Source organism: Streptomyces sp. NPDC059861 (genome assembly GCF_042731435.1).
Taxonomy (GTDB): domain Bacteria; phylum Actinomycetota; class Actinomycetes; order Streptomycetales; family Streptomycetaceae; genus Streptomyces.
This window is the reverse complement of record NZ_JBHWJQ010000014.1, coordinates 65,373-85,248: the sequence shown is the minus strand read 5'-3', so window position 1 is coordinate 85,248 and position 19,876 is coordinate 65,373. Positions and strand designations below refer to the sequence as shown.

Here is a 19,876-nt window from a genome sequence, read left to right as displayed (position 1 = left end):
CCGTGGCGGGCGCCGCGCCCTCACATCGGCGTCGTGACCGTGCTGTGCTCCCCGCCTCCCAGGTGCAGCATGCCCTTGCCCGGGGCGATGGGGCCGCCGACCATGCTGCGCGTGGTGCGGATGCCGATCAGCTCCCCGGAAGACGTCTCCTGCGGCGACAGCAGCACGCCCCGGCGGGCCTTCTTCGCGTCGACCTGCCAGCCTGAGAACCCGTCGCAGATCTCCTCCTCGTCACCGGCGATGACGAACGCGAGGCCGTCCTCGGTGCCGCTCTGGAGGATGCGCTTGAAGACGTCCTCCGCGTCGCAGTCGTCCAGGACCTCGGCGTCGTCGACGAGCACGACGATCGGTTGTTCCGGCGTCGCCGGCTTGATGACCTCGTCCAGCTCGTCCTCGTCGATGTCCCGGCCGGTGAAGACCTGCAACACACCCTCCTGCCCCTCCAGTTCCCGCAGCGGCGAGGGGCGGGGAGCCGCGATCACCAGACGTACGCCCTGGGCGAGGTAGGAGCGGGCGAAGTTGAGCAGCACCGTACTGCGACCCGACTTTGCCGGACCGCCGATCACGAACGCCGGCACGCCCTGCGCCAGGTCCGGACCGAACGCGGTGAGTTCGTCACCGCCGACACCCACCAGCGCCCACAGCGGGGAAGCGCTCGTCTCCCGGTCGCGCATCTCGTAGGCGTCGGCGAAGGAGATGCGGTTGGGCAGAACGTCGACCCGGAAGGGGCGGCGGGAGCGCGGCACGTCCGCGTCCCGGGCGGTGGCCGCGTCACCGATCGCGACCAGCGCCGCGGCCTGTCCCTGACCGGACGTGTCCTCGGAGAGCAGTGCGAAGTGCGTCTCCGTCGCCGTCTCGTTCCGGAAGGCACGGCCCGGTGGGATCTCCTCCGGTACCTTGCGGGAGTTGATGTCCAGCATCGAGAAGTCACCCCGGTCGGCGAGCCGCAGGCCGTACTTGTCCTCCGTGAGCGAGGAGATCCGGCCCGCGAGCACCTGCCGGTCACCAGTGATGATCACGTGGATTCCGATGCTCGCGCCCTCGCGCATCATCGTCATCAGCTGGTCGGTGAGAGTGCCGTGGTCGTACTCGCCGAGCGTGGGCAGCCAGCCCTCCCAGCGATCCAGCAGCAGCACGATGTGCGGCAGACGCTCGTCCTCGGAGGCTGCCGCCGCGCGCTGCTCGCCGATGTCGGCGAAGCTCCTCTCGGCCAACAGGTCCTGACGGCGCGTGACTTCACCGGACAGCCGGGTGAACAGACGGACGACCCGCTCGGTCTGGTTGCGCCCGACGACCGCGCCGCAGTGCGGCAGCCGGGACAGCGCGTTGAGGGCCCCGTTGCCGCAGTCGATGCCATACAGGTGGACGTCGGCGCAGGAATTCGTACGAGCCAGGGAGCCGGCGATGGTGCGCAGCAGCTGCGAACGTCCGGTGCGCGGGGCGCCGCCCACGAGCAGGTGCCCGAAGGTGGCGAAGTCCACGGCAACCGGTCGACGGGCCTGGTCGGCGGGCAGGTCCTCGACGCCGTACGCGGCCGCGGGCAGTGCGCCCTGGGAACGGACGTCGGGGATGTCGTCCAGGAGCAGGCTCTCCTCGAGTGCGGGCAGCCACGGGGAGTGCTGCGCCGGGATCCCGAGCCTCGTGTTTGCCTCGCGTACCGCGTCGACCAGCACCTTGAGGTCCGTGATCTCCTCCTCCTCACGGGCCTCCGTCTTGGGCTTGCGCAGCGCGGCCCGCCCGAGGTCCTGCCAGGCCAGCTCACCCGCCCACGGCGCGAGCGCCGCCGGATCAGCCGCGCCCGGCCGGCGTCCACCGACCCGTCCGGACTGGAACGGGACCAGCGATGCGTGTCCGAGCCGTACGTAGGCCCGGCCCGGTGTGCTCTTGGAGATGTGTCCGGCGTCCGGCGCGTCGATCACGTCGCTCGACTCGCCCGCGTCGGTCACGCGCAACGCGATCCGCAGGTTGGTGTTCGCCCGGATCTCGGGCGAGACGACACCGCTGGGGCGCTGGGTGGCCAGCAGCAGGTGGATACCCAGGGAACGGCCTCGCTGGGCGATGTTCACCAAGCCCGTGACGAAGTCCGGCAGGTCGCGGACCATCGACGCGAACTCGTCGATGACGATGAGCAGCCGGGGTACAGACGCGTGCGAGGGTTCCCGGCGCACCAGGTCCTGGTAGTCCTCGATGTCCTTGGCGTCGGCAGCGGCCAGGATGTGCTCGCGCCGCTTCAACTCCGCGCCCAGTGATTCGAGGGCGCGCTCGACGAGGTGCGCGTCGAGGTCGGTGACCATACCGACGGTGTGCGGCAGCTTGACGCAGTCCTTGAACGCCGAACCGCCCTTGTAGTCGACAAGCACGAAGGTCATGTTCTCGGGTGTGTTCGCCACCGCCAGTGCGGCCACGATCGTCTGGAGCAGCTCCGACTTACCGGAGCCGGTGGTACCGGCGATCAGGCCGTGCGGGCCGTCCCTGCGCAGATCGATGCCGAACGGGCCGTCGTACGACTCGCCGATCACGGCCATCGTCGACTGGCCGCCCATCCGCCACCGTGCGCCGATCCCGTCCGGCGTCGGCGGCTCCAGCTGAAGGACGTCCAGCAGGCGGCTGGCGGCCGGCAGCGCCGAGTCCTCCGTCTCGCCGCTGATGTCGCGCACCGGGGACAGCGACCGCGACAGTCGTACGCACCAGGCGGATGAGACGAGGTCCGGCCGTACGTCCTTGATGCGCCGGGCACCGCTCTGCTCGACGCGCAGTCGCAGCTCGGGCGTCTGATCCTGGTCTTCGTCCGGCTGCTGGGCGGTCAGGTGCCAGGCGTGGAATGAGGGGAAGCCGCCGGGTGCGGCGGCGGCCTGCAGGGCCGTCGTGCCATCGTCTTCGGCACGCCGCCGTGGTTCGGCCACGACGACGGCCTGGCACTCGCCCGGCAGGAAGCGCTCCTCCTCGTCCAGGCAGAGCGCGTAGATGGCAACGGCCGGGCCCTCGCGCAGCAGCCGTACGACACCCGGCATGGACCGCAGCCGCCGTGAGCCGTCCCAGACGACGACGATGTCCGGGTCGGAGAACGCCGGGCCGCCGTCGGCGCGACCGCCACCCTCCTTCAGGGCCTTCTGCCGGGCGTCCAGCAGCTGGGTCAGTTCGCCGACGCGGGCGCCGACCGTCTCGGAGTCCGTACCGATCAGCACGTTGACGTCCTGGCCGCCGGAGGGCCGGGAGTGCGGAAGCCAGCGGACCCAGTCCCAGCAGGGGTGGGCCTCGTTCTCGGTCAGCACGTAGAACTGCACGTCCATCGGGCTGTGCAGCACGGCCGTCTGTGCCACAGACCACCGCCCCAGTGCCCGCGCCGAGTCGCCCGGACCGGCCAGACCGATGACTCCGAGGTCCTTCAAGGGCAGCGCGACCGGGGCGTCCTCGATGTGCCAGGTGACCTCGCGCTTGTGGTCGTCCTGCTCCGGGTCGTCGAGCACCACCTCGGACGGGATGCGGCCCGTGCCGACCCGCAGCAGCAGGTGGTCGGCGTCGGTGCGGCGGCGCTCCCACAGCCGGGTGCGGGGGCCTGTGCCGAAGGTGAGGACGGCGGCGGGGTCGGGAATCGCGTGCCGGCGGTCGGACCGTTCGACGACCAAGGCGTCCTGGGCGTCCTTCTCGATCCGCTCCTTGGTCTCCTTGTACTCCTTCACCTGCTTGGCATGCGACTTCCGGCCGTGCTTCTTGTCCATGAAGTAGTTGCCGAAGAGCATGATCGGGCTCAGCACAGCCATGATCAGGTAGTACCAGCGCTGGAAGATCAGCACCGATACGACGGCGGCGACCAGGGGAAACAACGCCATCAGCCAGGGCAGGGGGCGGGCTTCGAAATCGCCGGGTGGCGAGGGCAGCCGGAATCGGGTCTGGCGCTCGGCGGGGCGGAGGCGCGGGGGGCGGTTGTAGTCGAGGCCGGTGCCGTCCTCGGACCACTTGAGGGCGGCGTTGGGCGGCGCGTAGGCGACGATCTCCAGCAGACTGTTGCCTACGGAGAGTTGGGCGCCGAGGGGCCAGGAGTCGCCGTCGAAGGGCTCACCGTCCAGACGGACGTAGTCGTCCTCCGACCCGTCCTTCTTGCTTTTGCCGTCGTGCTTCCCGGACTTGCCGTCGTGCTGGTCGTGGACGGTGATGCGGCAGGTGCCGTCGATGGCGATGGACAACGTCGCGGCACGGTGCATGAGTTCGGGATCGTCGACGCGGATCTGAGAGGTGGGCCCGCTGCCGATGTCGTACCGTCCGACCCCCAGCCGGTGCACCGCACCGGCCCCCGGCCCGCCGACGACACGGAACTCCACGACTCCGGTCGGCTCGCCCATCAGGCATCCGGCCGGATCGTGCAGGCTGACAACGGCACCCTCGCGCAACGGCGATCCGGCGACAGTGGCGGCCGGGTCGAGGGCGTACCCGTCGACGTAAGCCTGCGGCGTGCCGCCCCCTGGGCCGCGCTGCCCGCCAATCGGGATGACCTGTGCGCCGTCCCCCAGGCCGATCTGACGCGCCAGCTCCCGTGTGATGTCGCCGACGCTCGACTCCGGATCGGCATCGAGCACGACATTGGCGGAAGTCCCGCCGATCGGATCGACGACGGTCAGGCTCAGGCGCACGTTCGTCCTCCTCGCTGGGCTGAGGCCGCCCCCCGGAACGCTTCAAGCAACGGAGTGACCTTAGCCGTCTCGCCTTTCGCCCGCGTATGGGGATGTGCACGAGTTCACGATCCGCTCCCACAACTCCCCTGGGATCCAAAAGGCCTCACCCGTAAGATCTTTGCTCACGCGGATGCGACGGCGGACGGCCGAAGCGCCGCGGGACCGGTGCCACGGGGGGCAGGCCTCCGCGGCACCCCACAACGGGAGGGAGCCGTCATGGCCAAGGGCAAAGACGCAGACATCACATATTCCGAGATGGACAAGGAAGCCGGAAAGCTTCTGAAGGACATGCACCGGCTCCACGGCGAACTCGACACCATCGACGACCGCATCCGCGCGCTCGTCGAGAACGGCTACACCACCCAGAAGGGCTCCGCCGCCTTCGAGGAGTCCTTCAAGGACTTCACCAAGGGCGCCAAGAAGGCCATGGAGGGGCTCGAGGGCATGTCCGAGTTCCTGAAGAAGGCCCGGGAGGCGTACGAGCAGCTGGACGTGCAGCTGGCGAACAGCGCGAAGAGCAGCTGACGCGGTGAGCGGTGGGGTGCCTTGGGCATCCCACCGCCCGCTTGCCGACGACCCTGAAGAAGGAAGTCTGAACGGGTGGCAGACAAAACTCGGTACGACCTCGACCTGATCAAGGACTGTTCGGACTCGCTCTATCGGATGCACCGGGAGTTCAAGGACAACGGCAACCCCGCTGACGAGTACGGCGATGCCCTCGGCAGCGGGAAACTCCGTGACATCTTCGACGACTTCTCCCAGACGTGGAAGAAGAACCGCAAGAAGCTCATGGAGGACATTGAGAACCTCGCCAAGTACACCGCCAACGCAGCCAAGGCGTACGAGGACATCGACCACGAGCTCGCGACCGCGCTCCGGGACGCCAAGAAGAACGGGAAGAAGGAGAAGTAAGTGACAGCCCGTCCCAAGGACTGGTCACCGTTGTACGACTCCGACCCGGTGCCCGGTGACCCGTACGAGGTGGCACGACTCGGCAAGAAGCTGCGCGGCATGGCCGACGAGATCGACAGGCAGGCGCGCAACATCCGCGCGCTGGCATCGGTCGATGGCTGGGACAGCGACGCGGGCCGCGCCTTCCACGAAATTGCCGACGACACTGCGGGACGCCTGAAGAAGGCATACGACCGGTATGACGAGGCGGCGATCGCTCTCGGCACCAGGGTCGTTGAGGGCGACGGTGAGTCCGCGGAATACGCCAGCGAACTGCAACGTGCGCAGAAACTGGCGGACAAGGGCCTGGAGGAGTTTCGCGCCGCCGAGGTCGACCACAAGGCCGCGCTAAAGGCACTGGAGCCGTTCGAGGGGACGGTCCCGTCCAAGGACGACCACACCGAGCGTACGAAGCAGGGCAGGAAGAGGGACGACGCCGCACTCCTCATGGCGAAGGCGCGCACCAAGATCGAGCGGGCCAAGGAGATCCGAGACGATGCGGCGGACCGCGCGGCCAAGAAGATCAAGACCGTGATTCATCACGACGGCGTCCGAGATCCCGGCGGAATCATGAACTGGATCGCGGACAACGCGGACTGGATTTCAACGGCCGCCACGGTCGTAGCGGTGCTTGCGCTGGTGGCCGCCGTTGTCCTGACAGGCGGTCTGGCAGCGGTGCTGCTCGTGGGCTTGGCGTCCGCGTTGAGCGCCACCGCACTAACCGGCCGTCTGTACGACGTCTTCGCCCGGGGCGGCAAGTTCGACTGGCTGAAGATCACGTTCGACGTCCTCGGTATCATCCCCGGGTTGGGCGCGTTGAAGGGGTTGTCCGCGGCGGCCAAGGGTTCCCGTCTGCTGGTCGCCAGGCAGGCGGTGTGGGCCGGCTTCACCAACGGCTTCGCCGTGAAGAACTTCAACAAAGGTGTCGCCCTCGCCTCGAAGTACCTGACCAGCAAAGGCATCACCAAGGTGAAGCTTCCCGCGGGCGGATTCGACCCCGAACTCGTCACCCGGTACATCAAGGGAGCCGCCCTGGGCAACGCTTACGTGCACAGCTTGATCAGGCTGAAGAACTACATCCATCCGGACGGCGAGCCGAACCAGGTGAGCCCACCGCCGGGTGATGCCAGGCCACGGCCCACCCCGGCCCCGACACCCACCCCTTCGGACGGAACTCGCACCCCTTCGCCGACGCCCGGGCCGAGCCCGTCGTCGGCGTCGTTCCAGGGCGCGTTGGCGCCCGCAGGATGAGACGGCAAGACAGAAAGAGAGCCAGCTGATGGGTGACTACCACGCCCTGGATTTCGGGAAGTTCGTTGATGATCAGGGGACCGTCCACACCATGGTCCCGTCCTCTACGATCGCCGCCGTCCCCGCCGCCAAGGAGGCGGCGGAACGATACGGGCGCGAGGTCCGCTTCGACTTCCTCGACGACCGGGCAGTGCACTGGCTGCTGTTCCAGCGGCGTGAGGAGACCTCGAAGGCCGGCGCTCAGGGCTGCCTCCTGGTACTTCCCGTCTTCATCCTCGGCTTCGGCGCCTGGCCCTTCTGGGATCTCGTCGCTTCCCAGAAGTCCCGGGAGTTCCAGATCGGCTTTATTGTCCTGGACGCACTGCTGCTCCTCGTCCTTGCCGGGCTGATCCTGCTGTGGAGACTCCGCGACTTGCGCGACAAGACCCTGCGGAACACGCGCTGCCGGGCCCGCCTCTACCGAAAGATCGTCGGCATCGCCCGCGACGGCGGCGCTGAAATTCCGCGCCTCTACCCCTATTACGGTATGTACGCCACGTCCCGGAAATTCTTCCTCGAGGCACCCGACCGCCCCATACCGGAGGACCAGACTCCGTGACGACCGAGTTCGCACTGTCGGAGTTCATCCCTACCCACCTCGCACCCAGCGCCCTTCGCGCCGACGACATCCACGTCCGCTGGGTGATGCCGGAGATCTTCCACGACATCCCCATTCACGAGGACAACGACGACAGGGCGGTACAGCTGCTGGGGGAACTCGCGGACAGGGTCCTTCCTGGTGCGCCGGAGGACGAGAAGACGAAGTTCGCGGTCATGTGCGCGCTGGGCATCGACGATCTGTTGTCCGCCGGGGCCGAGTTCGCCGGAATCTGCCTGACCGCGATCGACGGTGCTCCCTGTACCGCCACGGTCTTCGTCAGCCTGGTGGACAGTCCGGACACCGAGTCCGAAGCAGTCCCGACAGCTGTCAAGGCGATCGCGGCGGGCCTGCGCCGGGTCAAGGCCGGCGAGATCTCCCGGATCGATCTGCCGTGTGGGCCGGCCGTGTCGTGCATCGGCACCCGGGACTCCAATCTCACCGGTGACCTCACGGAGACGGGCGAGGCCCTTCAATTCCCCACCTCCTTCATACGTGTCTACGTCCCGCTCCCTAACGGCACGACGGTGATCATGGAGATGGGGACACCGACGATGGACGGCTGGGACGTCTTTTCCACCATGTTCGGCAACATCGTCAGCAGCATCCGGCTGTTCCGCGCGGACGGCACGCCACTGGTGACCACGGAGGCCAGAGCGTGACCGACATCGGTACGTCGCCCTCGGACTACCGGCTGCTCGTCCCTCGCGACTGGTTCCGCATCGACCTGATGCACGAGCGCTGGCGTGGTCAGCTGAAAACGTTCGTGGACAAGGAAATCGCAGGCAGTGGCACCCCCGCGCAAGTCGCTCGCAGTGTCTGGGTCAGGCTCCGCAACACCGCTGAGAACGGACTCAGGCGAGGCGCCCTTGAGTTCTATCTCCGCACGGAGCCCACTGAGGGGTCGGTCCTGCCGGCCTCTCTTCTGATCTCCTGGCCTCCTGTGGCGCACGGCCTTGCGCCGGCAGTCGAGGAGTTCGCCGAAGCTCTCGCCCGCCGTGCCGGCTCGGAAACGGAGGTGGACGTCATGGACCTGCCTGCCGGAAGGACCGTTCGCGTCCGCGCTGCCGCGAACATGGACTTTCACGTCCACATGCCCGGTGGTGCGGGCTACCTGCACCTGGCCTTTTCCGCCCCCCTGAGCGGTACGCACGGCCCCATGGGCGAGCTGTGCGAGGCCATGGCTCACTCAGTGCGCTGGGTGTGAGCCGGCAGTTCCTCCGGAGGGCAGGCCGCACGAATCTCTCGCGGCCTGCTCCGCAGTTGGTCTCACCCAAGCTGTCGCAGCCTGCGAGTCCGTGCTAGACCGCCTGCCCGGCCGCGACGCGCTCCGTAGTGTGGCGGCCGAGCCACTGCCTAGAAGCGCTCGATCGTGGTCTCGGCGACCTCGGTCTTGGTGTTCGGGGCGACTTGCGCGACTGCGCTCGGAGGTGACTGAAATGGCCGAGAGTGTGCGCGCATGCGTACGACGCGGCACAAGCAGGGTAGGGCAGCGGGTTGGCGAGTCGACGGTTCAAGCACATCACGCAGGCGCAAAATTGGGCCAAATGCTGCGCGCGGATCCGTCGAAGATGTCAGAGTTTGTAACCAGTCATCCGAGTTCCGCAGATACGGTGCGTAGTGACGCATAGATCTGGTGCTCATCAGACCACCAGCCGTATTGACGATACGCCGATTTCCCCTTCAGTTCCGAAGTACCGAAGACAGCGCAGTCCTCGCCCGAGTCGGCTCGACGCGAACTCCACGACCTCCGACGGTCGGAGGGGGTTTGCCTCATTGGCTTGAAGGACTGTACGCAGGCCAGCTTCGCGATCCCCGCCCCGGGCTGCACCGCGAGGGCTGGGAAACCACTCGGTGGGGTCGAGCTCGGTTTGGAAGAAGATCAGGAGTAGCTCCAGCGGAAGGTCGTCATCACAGCAACGAAGAGGTCGACGAGAGCAGAGGTGAGTTGCTGTCCGGTTGCCGAAGAACTTGCCCGAGTCTGAGCAGAACGCCACTTCCACGGAGCTACCGTCTGATCCATTCATTGACCTGCACCTCTGCGTAGCGCAGCCCTCCGCCCGTGGCGTAGGTAGTCACGGCGGCGGCGTTGGTCGTGCGCTGGTCGACGCCTCGGTAGATGGCGCGGAGGTAGTTCGCGGCGTCGTCCATCGCCGCTGGCTCGTTCTTGTCGGCGGCTTGTTCCAGTTGGAGACCGAGATCATGTCCTCGGGGAGGGACACGTCCACACCGTCCGGTTTGTCCTCCGCCCGGTGCTGCGGGTGCTTGTGTCGACTCCTGCGGGGTTGTCGCTGGACTTGTCGTCCTCGCTGCCACAGGCCGTCAGTAGCACTGCAGCGGCTGTAACTGCGGCGAGTGTGGCGGTGGGCAGGGTGCCCTTCACAGTGGGCTTCCCGTGAGACAGAAGTTCAGTCAGTTGATCCGACGGTATGCAGGTGGTTCTAAGTTTGGGCAGACCGAAGCCTTTTGAGGGCAGGGTGCTTGCGGCTACAGGGGAGGGCTAGGAGCCGCGGGTGGCGCGGTAGCTCGGTCGTCCCGGCCCCCTCGGAGGTCCAGCGCGTCAGTGGTTGATGGCCTGGATTTCTTGGACGGTGACGGCTTGGTCGTTGCCGAACGTGCCGTCCGGGAGGTCACCGCCGGCGCCGCCGGTGCCGGTCCAGGCGATCTCCCAGGTGACGGTGGCTCGGAGCTTGAAGGTGCCGTCGCCGGAAGAGCGCAGGTATTTGAGGCCGCACGGCGGTGTCTCGTCGGCCTTCCCCTTGGCGTAGGGCTCGCCGATGGAGCCGTCGGCGTTGATGGCGCACTCGCCGGAGGCCGGGTAGGTCGCAGCGTCCTCTGTGCCTGGCTGCAGCTTGAGAGCAACAGGCCTGGCAGTGGTCGTGGCCTGAATGTTGAAGCCGGGGGCGTTGATGGCCGCCGTGGCCTGGACCTCGTCGAAGACGGCCTTGTCGAGCCACGCCCAGGTCGGGAGGTTCACCTTGGTGGTGGTTTCCGGGGCGAGGGTGACCTCGGTGTCGGGAAGCTGCATGTGCTGGTAGGCGAGGGCCGCGAGTATCTCGGGGGTGATGGCCTCTTCGTACTGAGGCGGCGGGGCCGCGCCGTTGTCGACCCAGAAGGGCAGGTCGTTGCACGAGCTCCGCTTCAGAATGTCGGGCTCGTTGGGATTTTCGACAGCGGCCCAGAACATCCCGTCGCCGTCCTTGTCGACGTTGTAGTCCTTGTAGCCGGGAGTGTTGGTCCAGCCGTACTCGTCCTCGTAGTGGCGCTGCAATTCGCCGAGCGCCGCGCCCGCGTGACCGCCCATCCCGGGGGCGTTCATCTGGCCCTCGATGTCCTTGGACATCTTCTCCTTGAAGTCCTTGGCGCCGAGATAAGGGGCGTACCAGCAGGGAGGCGGGGTCCAGTTGACGTCGGAGGAACTGACGTTCCCGCGGCTGCCGTCCTTGGTGACGGATCCGGAGTACTGGATGCGTGCGGCGGCGTAGATGCCGGTTTCGTCGCCGCCGCCGGTCTCCTCTGTGTTGGCCCCCTGGTCGGAGCCCACTGGCTTTGCCGCGTAGGCGGATTCCGTGAGTACGAGAGCGCTGAGGGTCAACGTCAGCGCGGTGGTGCCGAGGAGAAGGTAACGTGATCCCTTCACTTGCACTTCGCCGCCTTCGTCTCGACGAACACCTTAGACGCCTGCCACAGGTCCGTGCCGGTGGGGAACTTGACCATGACGATCTTGTAGTAGTCGAAGTCCTCGATACTGGGATTGGTCTTAAGGATCTTCTTGGTCTTGATTTCCTTGCCGAAGAACTCGCCCGAGTCCGCGCAGAACGCCACCTCCACAGACGTGCCGTTCGTGGCGGACCGTGTGGTGGCGTCGTAGTGGCGCAGTGTGCCGGTGGCGGTCCAACCGCCGTCGATCCAGGCATCGATCTGCGTCTCCGCGTAGCGCAGGCCGTCTCCTGTGGCGTAGGAGGTCACGGCCGCGTCCTTGGTCGTGCGCTTGTCAACGCCTCGGTAGATGGCGCGGAAGAAATTCGCGGCGTCGTCCATCGCGGCCGCTTCGTTCTTGTCGGCCGGCTTGGTCCAGTCGAAGACCAGGTTCATGTCCTTGGGCAGGGACACATCCACGCCGTCCGGCTTGTCCTCCGCCGGTGCCGCCGGCGGTTCCGTCGACTCCTTCGGCGTTTCCGCTCCCTGGTCGGCTCCGGCGATCTTGTCGTTGTCGCTGGACTTGTCGTCCTCGCTGCCACAGGCCGTCAGCAGCAGGGCTGCGGCAGTCGCCAGCGCGGCGGCAACGGGCGATGTGCGGCGCTTCACAGTGGGCTCCCCGTGAGACAGATGTTCAGTCAAGAGCACTGACGGTATCCGGGGGGTTCCCGGTTTCGCCAGAGCGAACTTCGGGCGGGCACGCGGTCCAGCCATGGGACGCAGGCCGGTTGTTCACGTGGCAGGGTGAAGGCGACTCACCCCAACTGGCGGTTCTGCGCCTTCACCACCTCCGTAGACAGCTTTCCGTCACTCGGCTGGGCGTTGGCGATGGCGAGGCCGTTGACCGAGAAGTAGACGGCGATGACGTCAGCGCGACGCACGGCCTGGGTGTGGAGGGTGTGCGATGCCCCGCTGAAGGTCATCGTGGACCTGAAGGCGATCGTCTCGTCGCCGGCGGGCGCGACGGGCTCCTCCGAAGTCACCGAGTCGTACGCGCTGGCGCTGTCCTCGGCCTTGGCCGTGAAGCCGTCGCCGCAGGCGTCGATCGCCTTCGACAGCTCGGCCATCGTCCGCTCCGCCGCGCCGTCGGCATAGGTCGTCAGCGTGATGTACGTGGCCGCGCCCTTGATGCCGTCAGAGACGTAGCGCGTGAGGTCGGCCGTCGGGTCGCCGAGAGGGAGTTGGTTCATCGCGTACGCCAAGGGGGCGCAGGCCGGCTTGTCGACGGTGACATCGTCCGGCGACTCGGCGAAGACGAAGTCGTCGCCGACGTCGGCAACTGCCTTGCCGGAGATGTCCCCTTTGGTGATCACCAGCTGCGCCAGGCGCTCGGTGGGGGAGATTGGCTTCGCCCGGGTGGCCGACGCCTTGGGGGCGGCGGACGTGCCGGGACCCTCGTCGGCTGAGCACGCGGTCAGCAGTACGGCTGCGGAGAGCGCGGCGGTGGTCAGTGCGGTGCGTCGCATGGGTGCTTCCTCAGTGGTCTGTCGGTCGAGCGCGATGAGGGCGAGGATCGAGGGCCGTAGCCGCCGCGTTCGTGCGACGCCGCCGTGCACATCGCGTCACCCCTCGGTCCGCGAACGGCCGCGCCGGTGCCTGCGTCCGTGGTAGGCCACGGTGCCGGCCCCCGCCGAGCACCTCGCGGCAGCCGGCCGACTCCGGGTGCGCGGTGCCGTCGACGGCCAGGAGGTGCACGAGCTTTCCGGATTCGGTCACGATCAGTTCCCCCTCGACTTCCTGCAGCGACCGAAGATCATGGCACGCAGCCCATGCCCCCGCGTGAGCGAGTCGTGCAGGGCTGGTGGCCGTCTGGTGGCGACGCGCGCTGTCCGCTCCCGACCTGAGGCGGCTCGGAGGCTGCGGCAACAGGGACGATTCATCTCAAGTCGGCGTGATATCAAGGTGTGTTCGTGACGGTCGGGAGAGGCGGGGCGTGCCTTGAGGGGCTTATGTGCGGCTGATACGGTGCGATGGCTTGACACTCTCCCTCGCGCTGGCCAGTTCGTCCCGGCGCGTCCGCTGCGGCGGTAGTCAGCGGCGAAGTGTCCTTAGTTGCATGGGATTTGACGGACTTTCTTTCTTGGCTGTACGGGGAGCGGTTGCGTGAAGATCCAGGAGCGTACGGGGGCGGGCGCGGGGCGTTCCGCCGTTCCCGCTCAACCGTCGGTCGGTGACCGGCTTCCCACACCTCCTCGCGAGCGCAAACCCGCGCTGGCCGCACTCGCGGTGCTGCTCATTCTTGTCGGCGCGCTCGGCGTGACGATGCTGGTGCTCCAGGCCGGGGACCGGATCGAGGTCGTCCAGGTGACGAAGGAGATCCAGGCCGGTGAGTCCATCACCGGCAACGACGTCACCTCGGTGATGGTCGCCGCCGACGACAGCATCAACTACGTCCGGTGGGAACAGCTGGACGGTCTCAAGAAGCTCAAGGCGAAGTCCACGATCTACCAGGACACCGTCGTGATGGGGCAGATGTTCGCCGAGGGCGAGAGCCTGCCTGCCGGCAAGGCCTCGGTGGGCCTGGCCCTCAAGGAGGGCACCTACCCGTCCGACATCAAGCCCGGTGACACCGTGGCCGTGTACAACGTGGAGAGCAACACGGACTCCGCCGAGAGCGACTCGTCTTCCGCCTCCACGTCGTCCGGCGGGCTTCTCGTCGACAACGCCAAGGTCAACACCAAGGCCGAGAGCAGCGACGCCACCGTGAGCACCGGAAACCTCTCCTTGACGCTGCTCGTGGACCAGGCCGACGCCGCCGCTGTGGCCCGGGCCGCAGCAGCCGGCGCCGTCGCCATCGTGCACGTCTCCGGCAACTAGAAGGCGAACGCACACCCATGGCGCTCATCGTTCTCGCCGCCGACAAGGGTTCCCCCGGCGTCACCACCACGGCCGTCGCCCTCGCGGCGGTCTGGCCCCGCCGTGTGCTGCTCGCCGAGACCGACCCGGCGGGCGGCGACCTGGTCTACCGTTCTGCCGCAGCGCACGGCGGCCCGCTGAACCCCAACGCCGGCATGCTGTCCATCGCCGCGACGGCCCGAAGGGGCCTCGTCCCGGACCAGCTCTGGGACCACGTCCAGCCGCTGAACGGCGGACTCGAAGTCCTCGTAGGGCTCGGCATCGCAGAGCATGCCGCCGGGCTCGCCGGACTGTGGCCCACCCTCGGTCGGGCCTTCGCCGCCCTCGCCGACTCCCCGCACGCCCCCGCCGACGTCATCGCCGACTGCGGCCGGATCAGCGGGGACACCCCGGCTGTCGAGCTCTTCCCGCACGCGGCACTCGTGCTGCTCGTCTCCCGTACCGAACCGGAGGCGATCGCCCGCGTCCGGGACCGCGCCGCAGCCCTGTCCGCCAGACTGCACGGCGGTCCGCGCGGGGTGGCGACCCTCGCCACACCACTGATCGGAGTCGTGCTGATCGCCGACCCGAACAATGCCGGCAAGCTGGCCGGCCAGGTCAACGACATGCTCGTGCACGCGCAGACCGGAGCCCGCGTCGTCGGCACCATCGCCGACGACCCGGCCGGTGCCGGCCAGTTGGCCGGGCGCAAGCGCGGACGCCTCGACAAGTCGCTGCTCATCCGCTCGGCCCGGAAGGTCACCGCGGATCTGTACCAGCAGTACGGCGCCGCCTGGTCGGTGCCGGGCGGGGCCCCGCAGGGAGCCGGCCGATGACCGCTGTCGACCACCAGTTGGTCAAGCGGTTCCGGCAGGACGCCGGTGACCGTATCGCCGAGCAGCGCCGACTCGACCAGGTGGGCGGTGTCTCGCCGATGTCCGGCGAGGACGAGCGGCACTACGCCCGCGCGGTCATAGCCCAGATCCTCGAGGAGTACGCCCGCAGCGAGATCCACGCGGGTCGGACACCCCTGGACGCCGAGACGGAGGAACAGTACGCGGCCGCCGTGCACGCCGCCCTGTTCGGCGTCGGGCGGCTGCAGCCGCTCCTCGACGACCAGCAGGTCGAGAACATCGACATCAACGGTTGCGACCAGGTCTTCGTCGGGTACGCCGACGGCCGCGAGGTCAGGGGTGATCCGGTCGCCGAGACGGACGAAGAGCTCATCGAGCTGATCCAGGTCCTCGGCGCGTACAGCGGTCTGTCCTCCCGGCCCTTCGACTCCGCCAATCCGCAGCTCGACCTCAGGCTGCCGGACGGTTCGCGCCTGTCGGCAGTCATGGACGTGGCACGGCGCCCCGCGCTGTCCATCCGTCGCGCCCGTATGGGCAAGGTGTTCATCTCCGACCTGGTCGGCAACGGCACCCTGACAGCCGAGGTCGGGCACTTCGTCGCCTGCGCGGTCCGCGCCCGTAAGAACATCATGATCGCGGGTGCGACGAACGCCGGTAAGACGACCCTGCTGCGTGCTCTGGCGAACGAGATCCCACCGCACGAGCGGCTGATCACGGTGGAGCGAGCCCTGGAGCTGGGTCTCGACACCTTTCCCGAACTCCACCCCAACGTCGTGGCGTTCGAGGAGCGGCTGCCCAACTCGGAGGGGCAGGGAGCCATCTCGATGGCTGAACTCGTCCGTCGTTCCCTGCGTATGAACCCTTCCCGGGTCATCGTCGGTGAGGTGCTCGGCGACGAGATCGTCACGATGCTCAACGCGATGTCGCAGGGCAACGACGGTTCGCTGTCCACGATCCATGCCAACAGCTCCAGCGAGGTCTTCAACCGTATTTCCACGTACGCGTTGCAGGCTTCCGAGCGGCTGCCCATCGAAGCCAGTCAGATGCTGATAGCGGGTGCGGTGAACTTCGTCGTGTTCATCCAGCGTCGCAACGACTTCCAGACCGGGGGGCGCCTCCAGCGCATGGTCACTTCCATCCGCGAGGTCAACGGCGTCGACGGCCGGGTGCTGTCCAGCGAGGTGTTCAAGGAGACGCCCGACGGGCGGGTCGTGCCACACGCGCCCATCGCCTGCGTGGAGGACCTGATCGCGCAGGGCTACCGGCCCACGGGAACGTGGGGGTGAGGCGATGACCACGAGCTATCTTGCCGCGCTCGGCCAACTCGGCTCCATGGGCGGCTTGTTCTCCACGACCATCCTCTACTCGATCGCGAGCGGGGTCACCGTCGGCGGTGGCCTTGTGCTGTTCGTCGTCGCCGTACGCGGACTGCCCGCGAAGCCCGAGCACGAGAAGCAGCGGGCGAGCGAGCGTGCGAACGAGTTGATCCGGTTCGCCGGGCGGCGCGGCTCCCTCGCCGCCCTGGTCGCCCTTGCCGTACTGCTGCTGACCCGCTGGGCGGTCGCGGGGATCGCCGCCGGTGTCCTGGTCTTCTTCTGGGACCGCCTCTTCGGTGGTGCCGCGGAGGAGCGGGCCGCCATGCGGCGGGTCGAGGCCCTCGCCTCCTGGACGGAGTCGCTGCGCGACACGATCGCGGGCGCCGTCGGCCTGGAACAGGCGATTCCGGCCTCCGCGCGGGCCGCCGCCCCGGTCCTGCGCCCCCATCTGGACGCTCTGGTGGACCGGCTGCGCGCTCGTACCCCGCTGCCGGACGCGCTCCAGATGCTGGCCGACGAGATCGACGACGCCTCGGCGGACATCATCGTCGCCGCTCTGATCCTGAACGCCCGGCTGCGCGGCCCCGGTCTGCGCCAGGTTCTCGGCGCCCTCGCCAAGTCCGCTCGCGAAGAGGTGGACATGCGGCAGCGCGTGATGGCCCAGCGGGCCTCCACCCGCCGCTCGGTGCAGATCGTCGTCGGCGTCTCCAGCGCCTTCGTGCTCGGCCTGTCCATCTTCAATCGCGAGTTCGTCGAGCCGTACGGCACCCCGGTCGGGCAGCTTGTGCTCGCCTGTGTCTGCGGGCTGTTCGCACTGGGCTTCTGGTGGCTGCGCAAGCTGTCGACGATCGAGACACCCGAGCGCTTCCTCGTGCGGGAGGAGACGTCGGTGCGGTTCGTAGGCCCCCGGACGCCGGCGCGGTCCGGTGCCCAGGCCCAGACCCTCCCCTCGGACGAGGCGGTGCGACGGTGAACCTCACGATGCCGATCGTGGCCGGCGCGGTCATCGGACTGGGCGTCTACGTCCTCGTCCGCGCGCTGATGCCGAACAAGCGGAGCGCGGTCGCGCAGGTGGCGCGGATCGACGCGCTGCGTGCGCGCGGGACGGCGTACGAGTCGGCCCGGACGGCGCAGGAATCGGGCGGTCGCCTCGGCTCGCTGCGGGCCGAGGTCGGGGCCCGGGTCGCCGAGTTCTACCAGCAGCAGGGCTGGGAACAGCGCTCGCTGCGCGCGGACCTGGCGGTGCTCGACCGCAGCTGGGAGAAGTTCCTGGCGACCAAGGCACTGCTGGCCGCTGCCGGGCTGTTCTTCGGCCCGTTCCTGTTCGCGGTGGTCTGGACGCTGGGCTTCGGCAGCAGCCCGATCGTCCCGGTGTGGCTGGCGCTGCTCTGCGCGATCATCTTCTTCTTCCTCCCCGACCTGGAGGTACGGCGGGACGCGGCGGAGAAGCGCCGGGACCTGCGGCGGGTGATCGGTGCCTACCTCGACCTGGTGTCGATGAGCCTGGCGGGCGGCCGCGGTCTCCCCGAGGCTCTGATGGCGGCGGCGGAGGTGTCCGACGGCTGGGCGACCCAGCGGATCCGCAACGCGCTCGCCGACGCCCGGATCACCGGCATCAGCCAGTGGCAGGCACTCGGCCAGCTCGGCGAGGAGATCGGGGTCGAAGAGCTCAAGGACCTGTCGGCCTCCTTGGCTCTGGTGGCCGACGACGGCGCCAAGGTCCGTGAATCGCTCGCCTCCCGGGCGGAGACGATGCGCCACCGGGAACTGGCCGACATCGAAGGCAGCGCGGGGGAGAAGTCGCAGTCGATGCTCGTGGCCCAGCTGTTGCTGTGCGCCGGCTTCCTGGTGTTCCTGATCTTCCCGGCGGCGATGCGCGTGTTCCAGGTCTGACGTCGGTGGTCCGAAGCCCGGACACAAGCCAGTACTTCGTATTGCGAGAGGACAACTCACCATGAACGGACGGAACTTCTCGACCGGGATCCCGGCGATGGACTTCCTGGTCACCTTCCTGCGGGCCCGTGTGGAGCGCGCCCGCTCCGGCGAGCTGGACCGGGGCGCGTCCGCGGTCGAGTGGGTCATCATCTCCGCGGTCGTGGTGGCGATCGTCGGCGTGGTGGCCGCGATCATCAACGCCGCGCTGAGTGAGGGTGCCAACAAGGTCGGCGACTGCATCAAGGGCGCGGACGCGGGCAAGACCTGCTGAGCCGGACGTACAAAGGGGGTTGGCGGGGTTCTCGTGGGTGTGGGCAGATGGGTGCGCCGAAGGATCGGGGCCGCACGTGAGGCGTCCGCCGCTCGTGGCGACTCCGGCATGACCGCGATCGAGTTCGTGCTGCTCACCCCGATCCTGTTCTTCATGATCTTCGCTACGGTCCAGTTCGCGCTGTACTTCTTCGCCGATCACGTCGCCCAGGCGGCGGCGCAGGCCGGTGCCCGCGAGGCGCGGGCCACGGCGGACGAACACCCGGGCGGCTGGCGGGGCGAGGCGCGGGACGTCGTGGACAGCTACATCGACCAACTCGGTCCTCAGCTTGTCCTGTCGCCCGACGTGGTGATGCTCCAGCCGGAGGCGGACACGGTGGGCGTGGAGATCACGGCCCGGGTGCCGACGGTCTTTCCCGGACTGGACCTGACGGTGCACGCGCAGTCGGTGGGGCCGGTGGAAAGGTTCGTCGCGGAGGGGGAGAACTGAGCATGGCTCCTGCTTTCGCGCGCGATCGCGACGACCGGGGGCTCTCGACGGTCGAAGTCGTGATCCTCGCCCCGGTGATGATCCTCTTCATCCTCGTCCTGGTCGCCTTCGGCCAGTTGGTCGACGGCCGTGGCGCGCTCGACGGGGCGGCTCGGGACGCGGCCCGTGCGGGCTCCATCCAGAAAAACCACGCGACGGCGATGGCGGAGGCACGCAAGGCGGCGGAGGCCGATCTGGCCGACGTCTGCTCGGGTCCCGTCTCGGTACGGCAGACCAGCGCCGGCTTCGAGCCCAACACCATCTTCACGGTCGAGGTGAGCTGCGAGGTGCGAGGCCTGGCGATGCTGGGCCTGGACATCCCCACCACACTGTCGGCCAGCTTCAGCTCGCCGCTGGACCCCTTCAGGAGGTCGGCGTGACGGACGTCGTACGCGCGTGGTGGAGCGTTCGCCGGGTCGCGCTGGACGACCGCGGTTCCGGTGCCGGCGCGGTCATCATCTTCGCCCTGGTCTTTCTGTCGTTGTCCGCCTTCGTCATCGACGGCGGCCTGTCCATCTCCAAGCGGGAGCGGGCGGCGGACATCGCGGAACAGGCCGCCCGGTACGCGGCGCAGGACATCGACCTCGAAGCCCTCTACGACGACGAGGGCGGCCCGGCGCCGATCAACTACGCCAACTGCGACGCCCGGGTGAAGGACTTCGCCCGCGAGATGGACATGACCGGCGCCGACATCGCGGCGAGCCACTGCGTGGCGGCCGACGCCGAGCAGGTGGAGGTCGAGATCCAGTTGACCTACTCGCCGGTGTTCACAGGGATGTTCTACAGCGGTGACGTCGTCGTGCACGGACAGGCGGTGGCGGAGAACCAGGTCGGCTGACGGCAACTCCGCCAGGGCGCATACGGCTCTGAAGCTTTCGGCCTTCTGTGGTGTCAATGGGAGTCAATAAGATCTCACTGCATCTCATCGG

Annotated in this window: 20 protein-coding genes; 15 read left to right on the top strand and 5 right to left on the bottom strand. The window is 68.1% G+C overall.

Annotated elements, in window-relative coordinates; translation table 11 throughout:
• Positions 1-20: 20 nt before the first annotated feature.
• A complete protein-coding gene (locus ACFV6X_RS15170; protein WP_385382888.1) occupies positions 21-4,628 on the bottom strand; it encodes an FtsK/SpoIIIE domain-containing protein in 4,608 nt (1,535 codons plus the stop codon).
• 258 nt (positions 4,629-4,886) lie between these two features.
• On the opposite strand from ACFV6X_RS15170, the gene ACFV6X_RS15165 reads away from it, so the two are divergent.
• The 6 genes from ACFV6X_RS15165 to ACFV6X_RS15140 all read left to right on the top strand — a co-directional run bounded on the left by ACFV6X_RS15165 (position 4,887) and on the right by ACFV6X_RS15140 (position 8,716).
• The gene (locus tag ACFV6X_RS15165) at positions 4,887-5,195 is read left to right on the top strand and encodes a WXG100 family type VII secretion target (protein WP_385382886.1); all 309 of its coding nucleotides are present in this window, start codon (positions 4,887-4,889) and stop codon (positions 5,193-5,195) included.
• A gap of 75 nt (positions 5,196-5,270) precedes the next feature.
• Positions 5,271-5,582, top strand: coding sequence for a hypothetical protein (locus ACFV6X_RS15160; RefSeq protein WP_385382883.1), 312 nt, complete (start codon positions 5,271-5,273; stop codon positions 5,580-5,582).
• Positions 5,583-6,872, top strand: coding sequence for a putative T7SS-secreted protein (locus ACFV6X_RS15155; RefSeq protein WP_385382880.1), 1,290 nt, complete (start codon positions 5,583-5,585; stop codon positions 6,870-6,872).
• A gap of 28 nt (positions 6,873-6,900) precedes the next feature.
• Entirely contained in the window at positions 6,901-7,470 is a 570-nt protein-coding gene (locus ACFV6X_RS15150) for a hypothetical protein (protein WP_385382878.1), read from the top strand.
• Entirely contained in the window at positions 7,467-8,171 is a 705-nt protein-coding gene (locus ACFV6X_RS15145) for a hypothetical protein (RefSeq protein WP_385382876.1), read from the top strand. The genes ACFV6X_RS15150 and ACFV6X_RS15145 overlap by 4 nt, the downstream gene beginning before the upstream one ends.
• Entirely contained in the window at positions 8,168-8,716 is a 549-nt protein-coding gene (locus tag ACFV6X_RS15140) for a hypothetical protein (RefSeq protein ID WP_385382874.1), read from the top strand. The genes ACFV6X_RS15145 and ACFV6X_RS15140 overlap by 4 nt, the downstream gene beginning before the upstream one ends.
• Before the next feature lie 800 nt (positions 8,717-9,516).
• Here the strand turns inward: ACFV6X_RS15140 and ACFV6X_RS15135 are convergent.
• The 4 genes from ACFV6X_RS15135 to ACFV6X_RS15120 all read right to left on the bottom strand — a co-directional run bounded on the left by ACFV6X_RS15135 (position 9,517) and on the right by ACFV6X_RS15120 (position 12,674).
• Positions 9,517-9,660 (bottom strand): hypothetical protein, encoded by a 144-nt coding sequence (locus ACFV6X_RS15135; RefSeq protein ID WP_385382871.1) that lies wholly within the window; start codon positions 9,658-9,660, stop codon positions 9,517-9,519.
• A gap of 409 nt (positions 9,661-10,069) precedes the next feature.
• The gene (locus tag ACFV6X_RS15130) at positions 10,070-11,149 is read right to left on the bottom strand and encodes a hypothetical protein (RefSeq protein ID WP_385382870.1); all 1,080 of its coding nucleotides are present in this window, start codon (positions 11,147-11,149) and stop codon (positions 10,070-10,072) included.
• Positions 11,146-11,817 (bottom strand): hypothetical protein, encoded by a 672-nt coding sequence (locus ACFV6X_RS15125; RefSeq protein WP_385382868.1) that lies wholly within the window; start codon positions 11,815-11,817, stop codon positions 11,146-11,148. The genes ACFV6X_RS15130 and ACFV6X_RS15125 overlap by 4 nt, the downstream gene beginning before the upstream one ends.
• A gap of 146 nt (positions 11,818-11,963) precedes the next feature.
• Positions 11,964-12,674: a hypothetical protein gene (locus ACFV6X_RS15120; protein WP_385382866.1), complete on the bottom strand. Its 711-nt coding sequence runs from the start codon at positions 12,672-12,674 to the stop codon at positions 11,964-11,966.
• Between the two features lie 637 nt (positions 12,675-13,311).
• Between ACFV6X_RS15120 and ACFV6X_RS15115 the strand changes: the two genes are divergently transcribed.
• The 9 genes from ACFV6X_RS15115 to ACFV6X_RS15075 all read left to right on the top strand — a co-directional run bounded on the left by ACFV6X_RS15115 (position 13,312) and on the right by ACFV6X_RS15075 (position 19,785).
• Positions 13,312-14,025 carry a hypothetical protein gene (locus ACFV6X_RS15115; RefSeq protein ID WP_385382863.1) on the top strand — a complete coding sequence of 238 codons (714 nt, stop codon included), beginning with the start codon at positions 13,312-13,314 and terminating at the stop codon, positions 14,023-14,025.
• A gap of 17 nt (positions 14,026-14,042) precedes the next feature.
• Positions 14,043-14,879 (top strand): hypothetical protein, encoded by an 837-nt coding sequence (locus tag ACFV6X_RS15110; RefSeq protein ID WP_385382860.1) that lies wholly within the window; start codon positions 14,043-14,045, stop codon positions 14,877-14,879.
• On the top strand, positions 14,876-16,183 hold the full coding sequence (locus tag ACFV6X_RS15105; protein ID WP_385382857.1) for a CpaF family protein: 1,308 nt from the start codon (positions 14,876-14,878) through the stop codon (positions 16,181-16,183). The genes ACFV6X_RS15110 and ACFV6X_RS15105 overlap by 4 nt, the downstream gene beginning before the upstream one ends.
• A 46-nt stretch (positions 16,184-16,229) precedes the next feature.
• Entirely contained in the window at positions 16,230-17,186 is a 957-nt protein-coding gene (locus ACFV6X_RS15100; RefSeq protein WP_385383075.1) for a type II secretion system F family protein, read from the top strand.
• Positions 17,183-18,106: a type II secretion system F family protein gene (locus tag ACFV6X_RS15095; protein ID WP_385382854.1), complete on the top strand. Its 924-nt coding sequence runs from the start codon at positions 17,183-17,185 to the stop codon at positions 18,104-18,106. The genes ACFV6X_RS15100 and ACFV6X_RS15095 overlap by 4 nt, the downstream gene beginning before the upstream one ends.
• A gap of 61 nt (positions 18,107-18,167) precedes the next feature.
• Positions 18,168-18,419, top strand: a complete 252-nt coding sequence (locus ACFV6X_RS15090) for a hypothetical protein (RefSeq protein ID WP_129799371.1) — start codon at positions 18,168-18,170, stop codon at positions 18,417-18,419.
• A 33-nt stretch (positions 18,420-18,452) separates the two neighbouring features.
• Positions 18,453-18,908: a TadE family protein gene (locus ACFV6X_RS15085; RefSeq protein ID WP_385382851.1), complete on the top strand. Its 456-nt coding sequence runs from the start codon at positions 18,453-18,455 to the stop codon at positions 18,906-18,908.
• A 2-nt stretch (positions 18,909-18,910) separates the two neighbouring features.
• On the top strand, positions 18,911-19,327 hold the full coding sequence (locus ACFV6X_RS15080) for a TadE/TadG family type IV pilus assembly protein (protein ID WP_385382848.1): 417 nt from the start codon (positions 18,911-18,913) through the stop codon (positions 19,325-19,327).
• A complete protein-coding gene (locus tag ACFV6X_RS15075) occupies positions 19,324-19,785 on the top strand; it encodes a TadE/TadG family type IV pilus assembly protein (protein ID WP_385382845.1) in 462 nt (153 codons plus the stop codon). The genes ACFV6X_RS15080 and ACFV6X_RS15075 overlap by 4 nt, the downstream gene beginning before the upstream one ends.
• Positions 19,786-19,876 lie beyond the last annotated feature (91 nt).

What these genes read in the sequence shown, in the direction of transcription:
- ACFV6X_RS15100 (WP_385383075.1), top strand. Translation starts at nt 16,230, where the DNA reads ATGGGCGGCTTGTTCTCCACGACCATCCTCTACTCGATCGCGAGCGGG.
- ACFV6X_RS15090 (WP_129799371.1), top strand. Translation starts at nt 18,168, where the DNA reads ATGAACGGACGGAACTTCTCGACCGGGATCCCGGCGATGGACTTCCTG.
- ACFV6X_RS15165 (WP_385382886.1), top strand. Translation starts at nt 4,887, where the DNA reads ATGGCCAAGGGCAAAGACGCAGACATCACATATTCCGAGATGGACAAG.
- ACFV6X_RS15080 (WP_385382848.1), top strand. Translation starts at nt 18,911, where the DNA reads ATGGCTCCTGCTTTCGCGCGCGATCGCGACGACCGGGGGCTCTCGACG.
- ACFV6X_RS15120 (WP_385382866.1), bottom strand. Translation starts at nt 12,674, where the DNA reads ATGCGACGCACCGCACTGACCACCGCCGCGCTCTCCGCAGCCGTACTG.
- ACFV6X_RS15150 (WP_385382878.1), top strand. Translation starts at nt 6,901, where the DNA reads ATGGGTGACTACCACGCCCTGGATTTCGGGAAGTTCGTTGATGATCAG.
- ACFV6X_RS15105 (WP_385382857.1), top strand. Translation starts at nt 14,876, where the DNA reads ATGACCGCTGTCGACCACCAGTTGGTCAAGCGGTTCCGGCAGGACGCC.
- ACFV6X_RS15110 (WP_385382860.1), top strand. Translation starts at nt 14,043, where the DNA reads ATGGCGCTCATCGTTCTCGCCGCCGACAAGGGTTCCCCCGGCGTCACC.
- ACFV6X_RS15135 (WP_385382871.1), bottom strand. Translation starts at nt 9,660, where the DNA reads ATGGACGACGCCGCGAACTACCTCCGCGCCATCTACCGAGGCGTCGAC.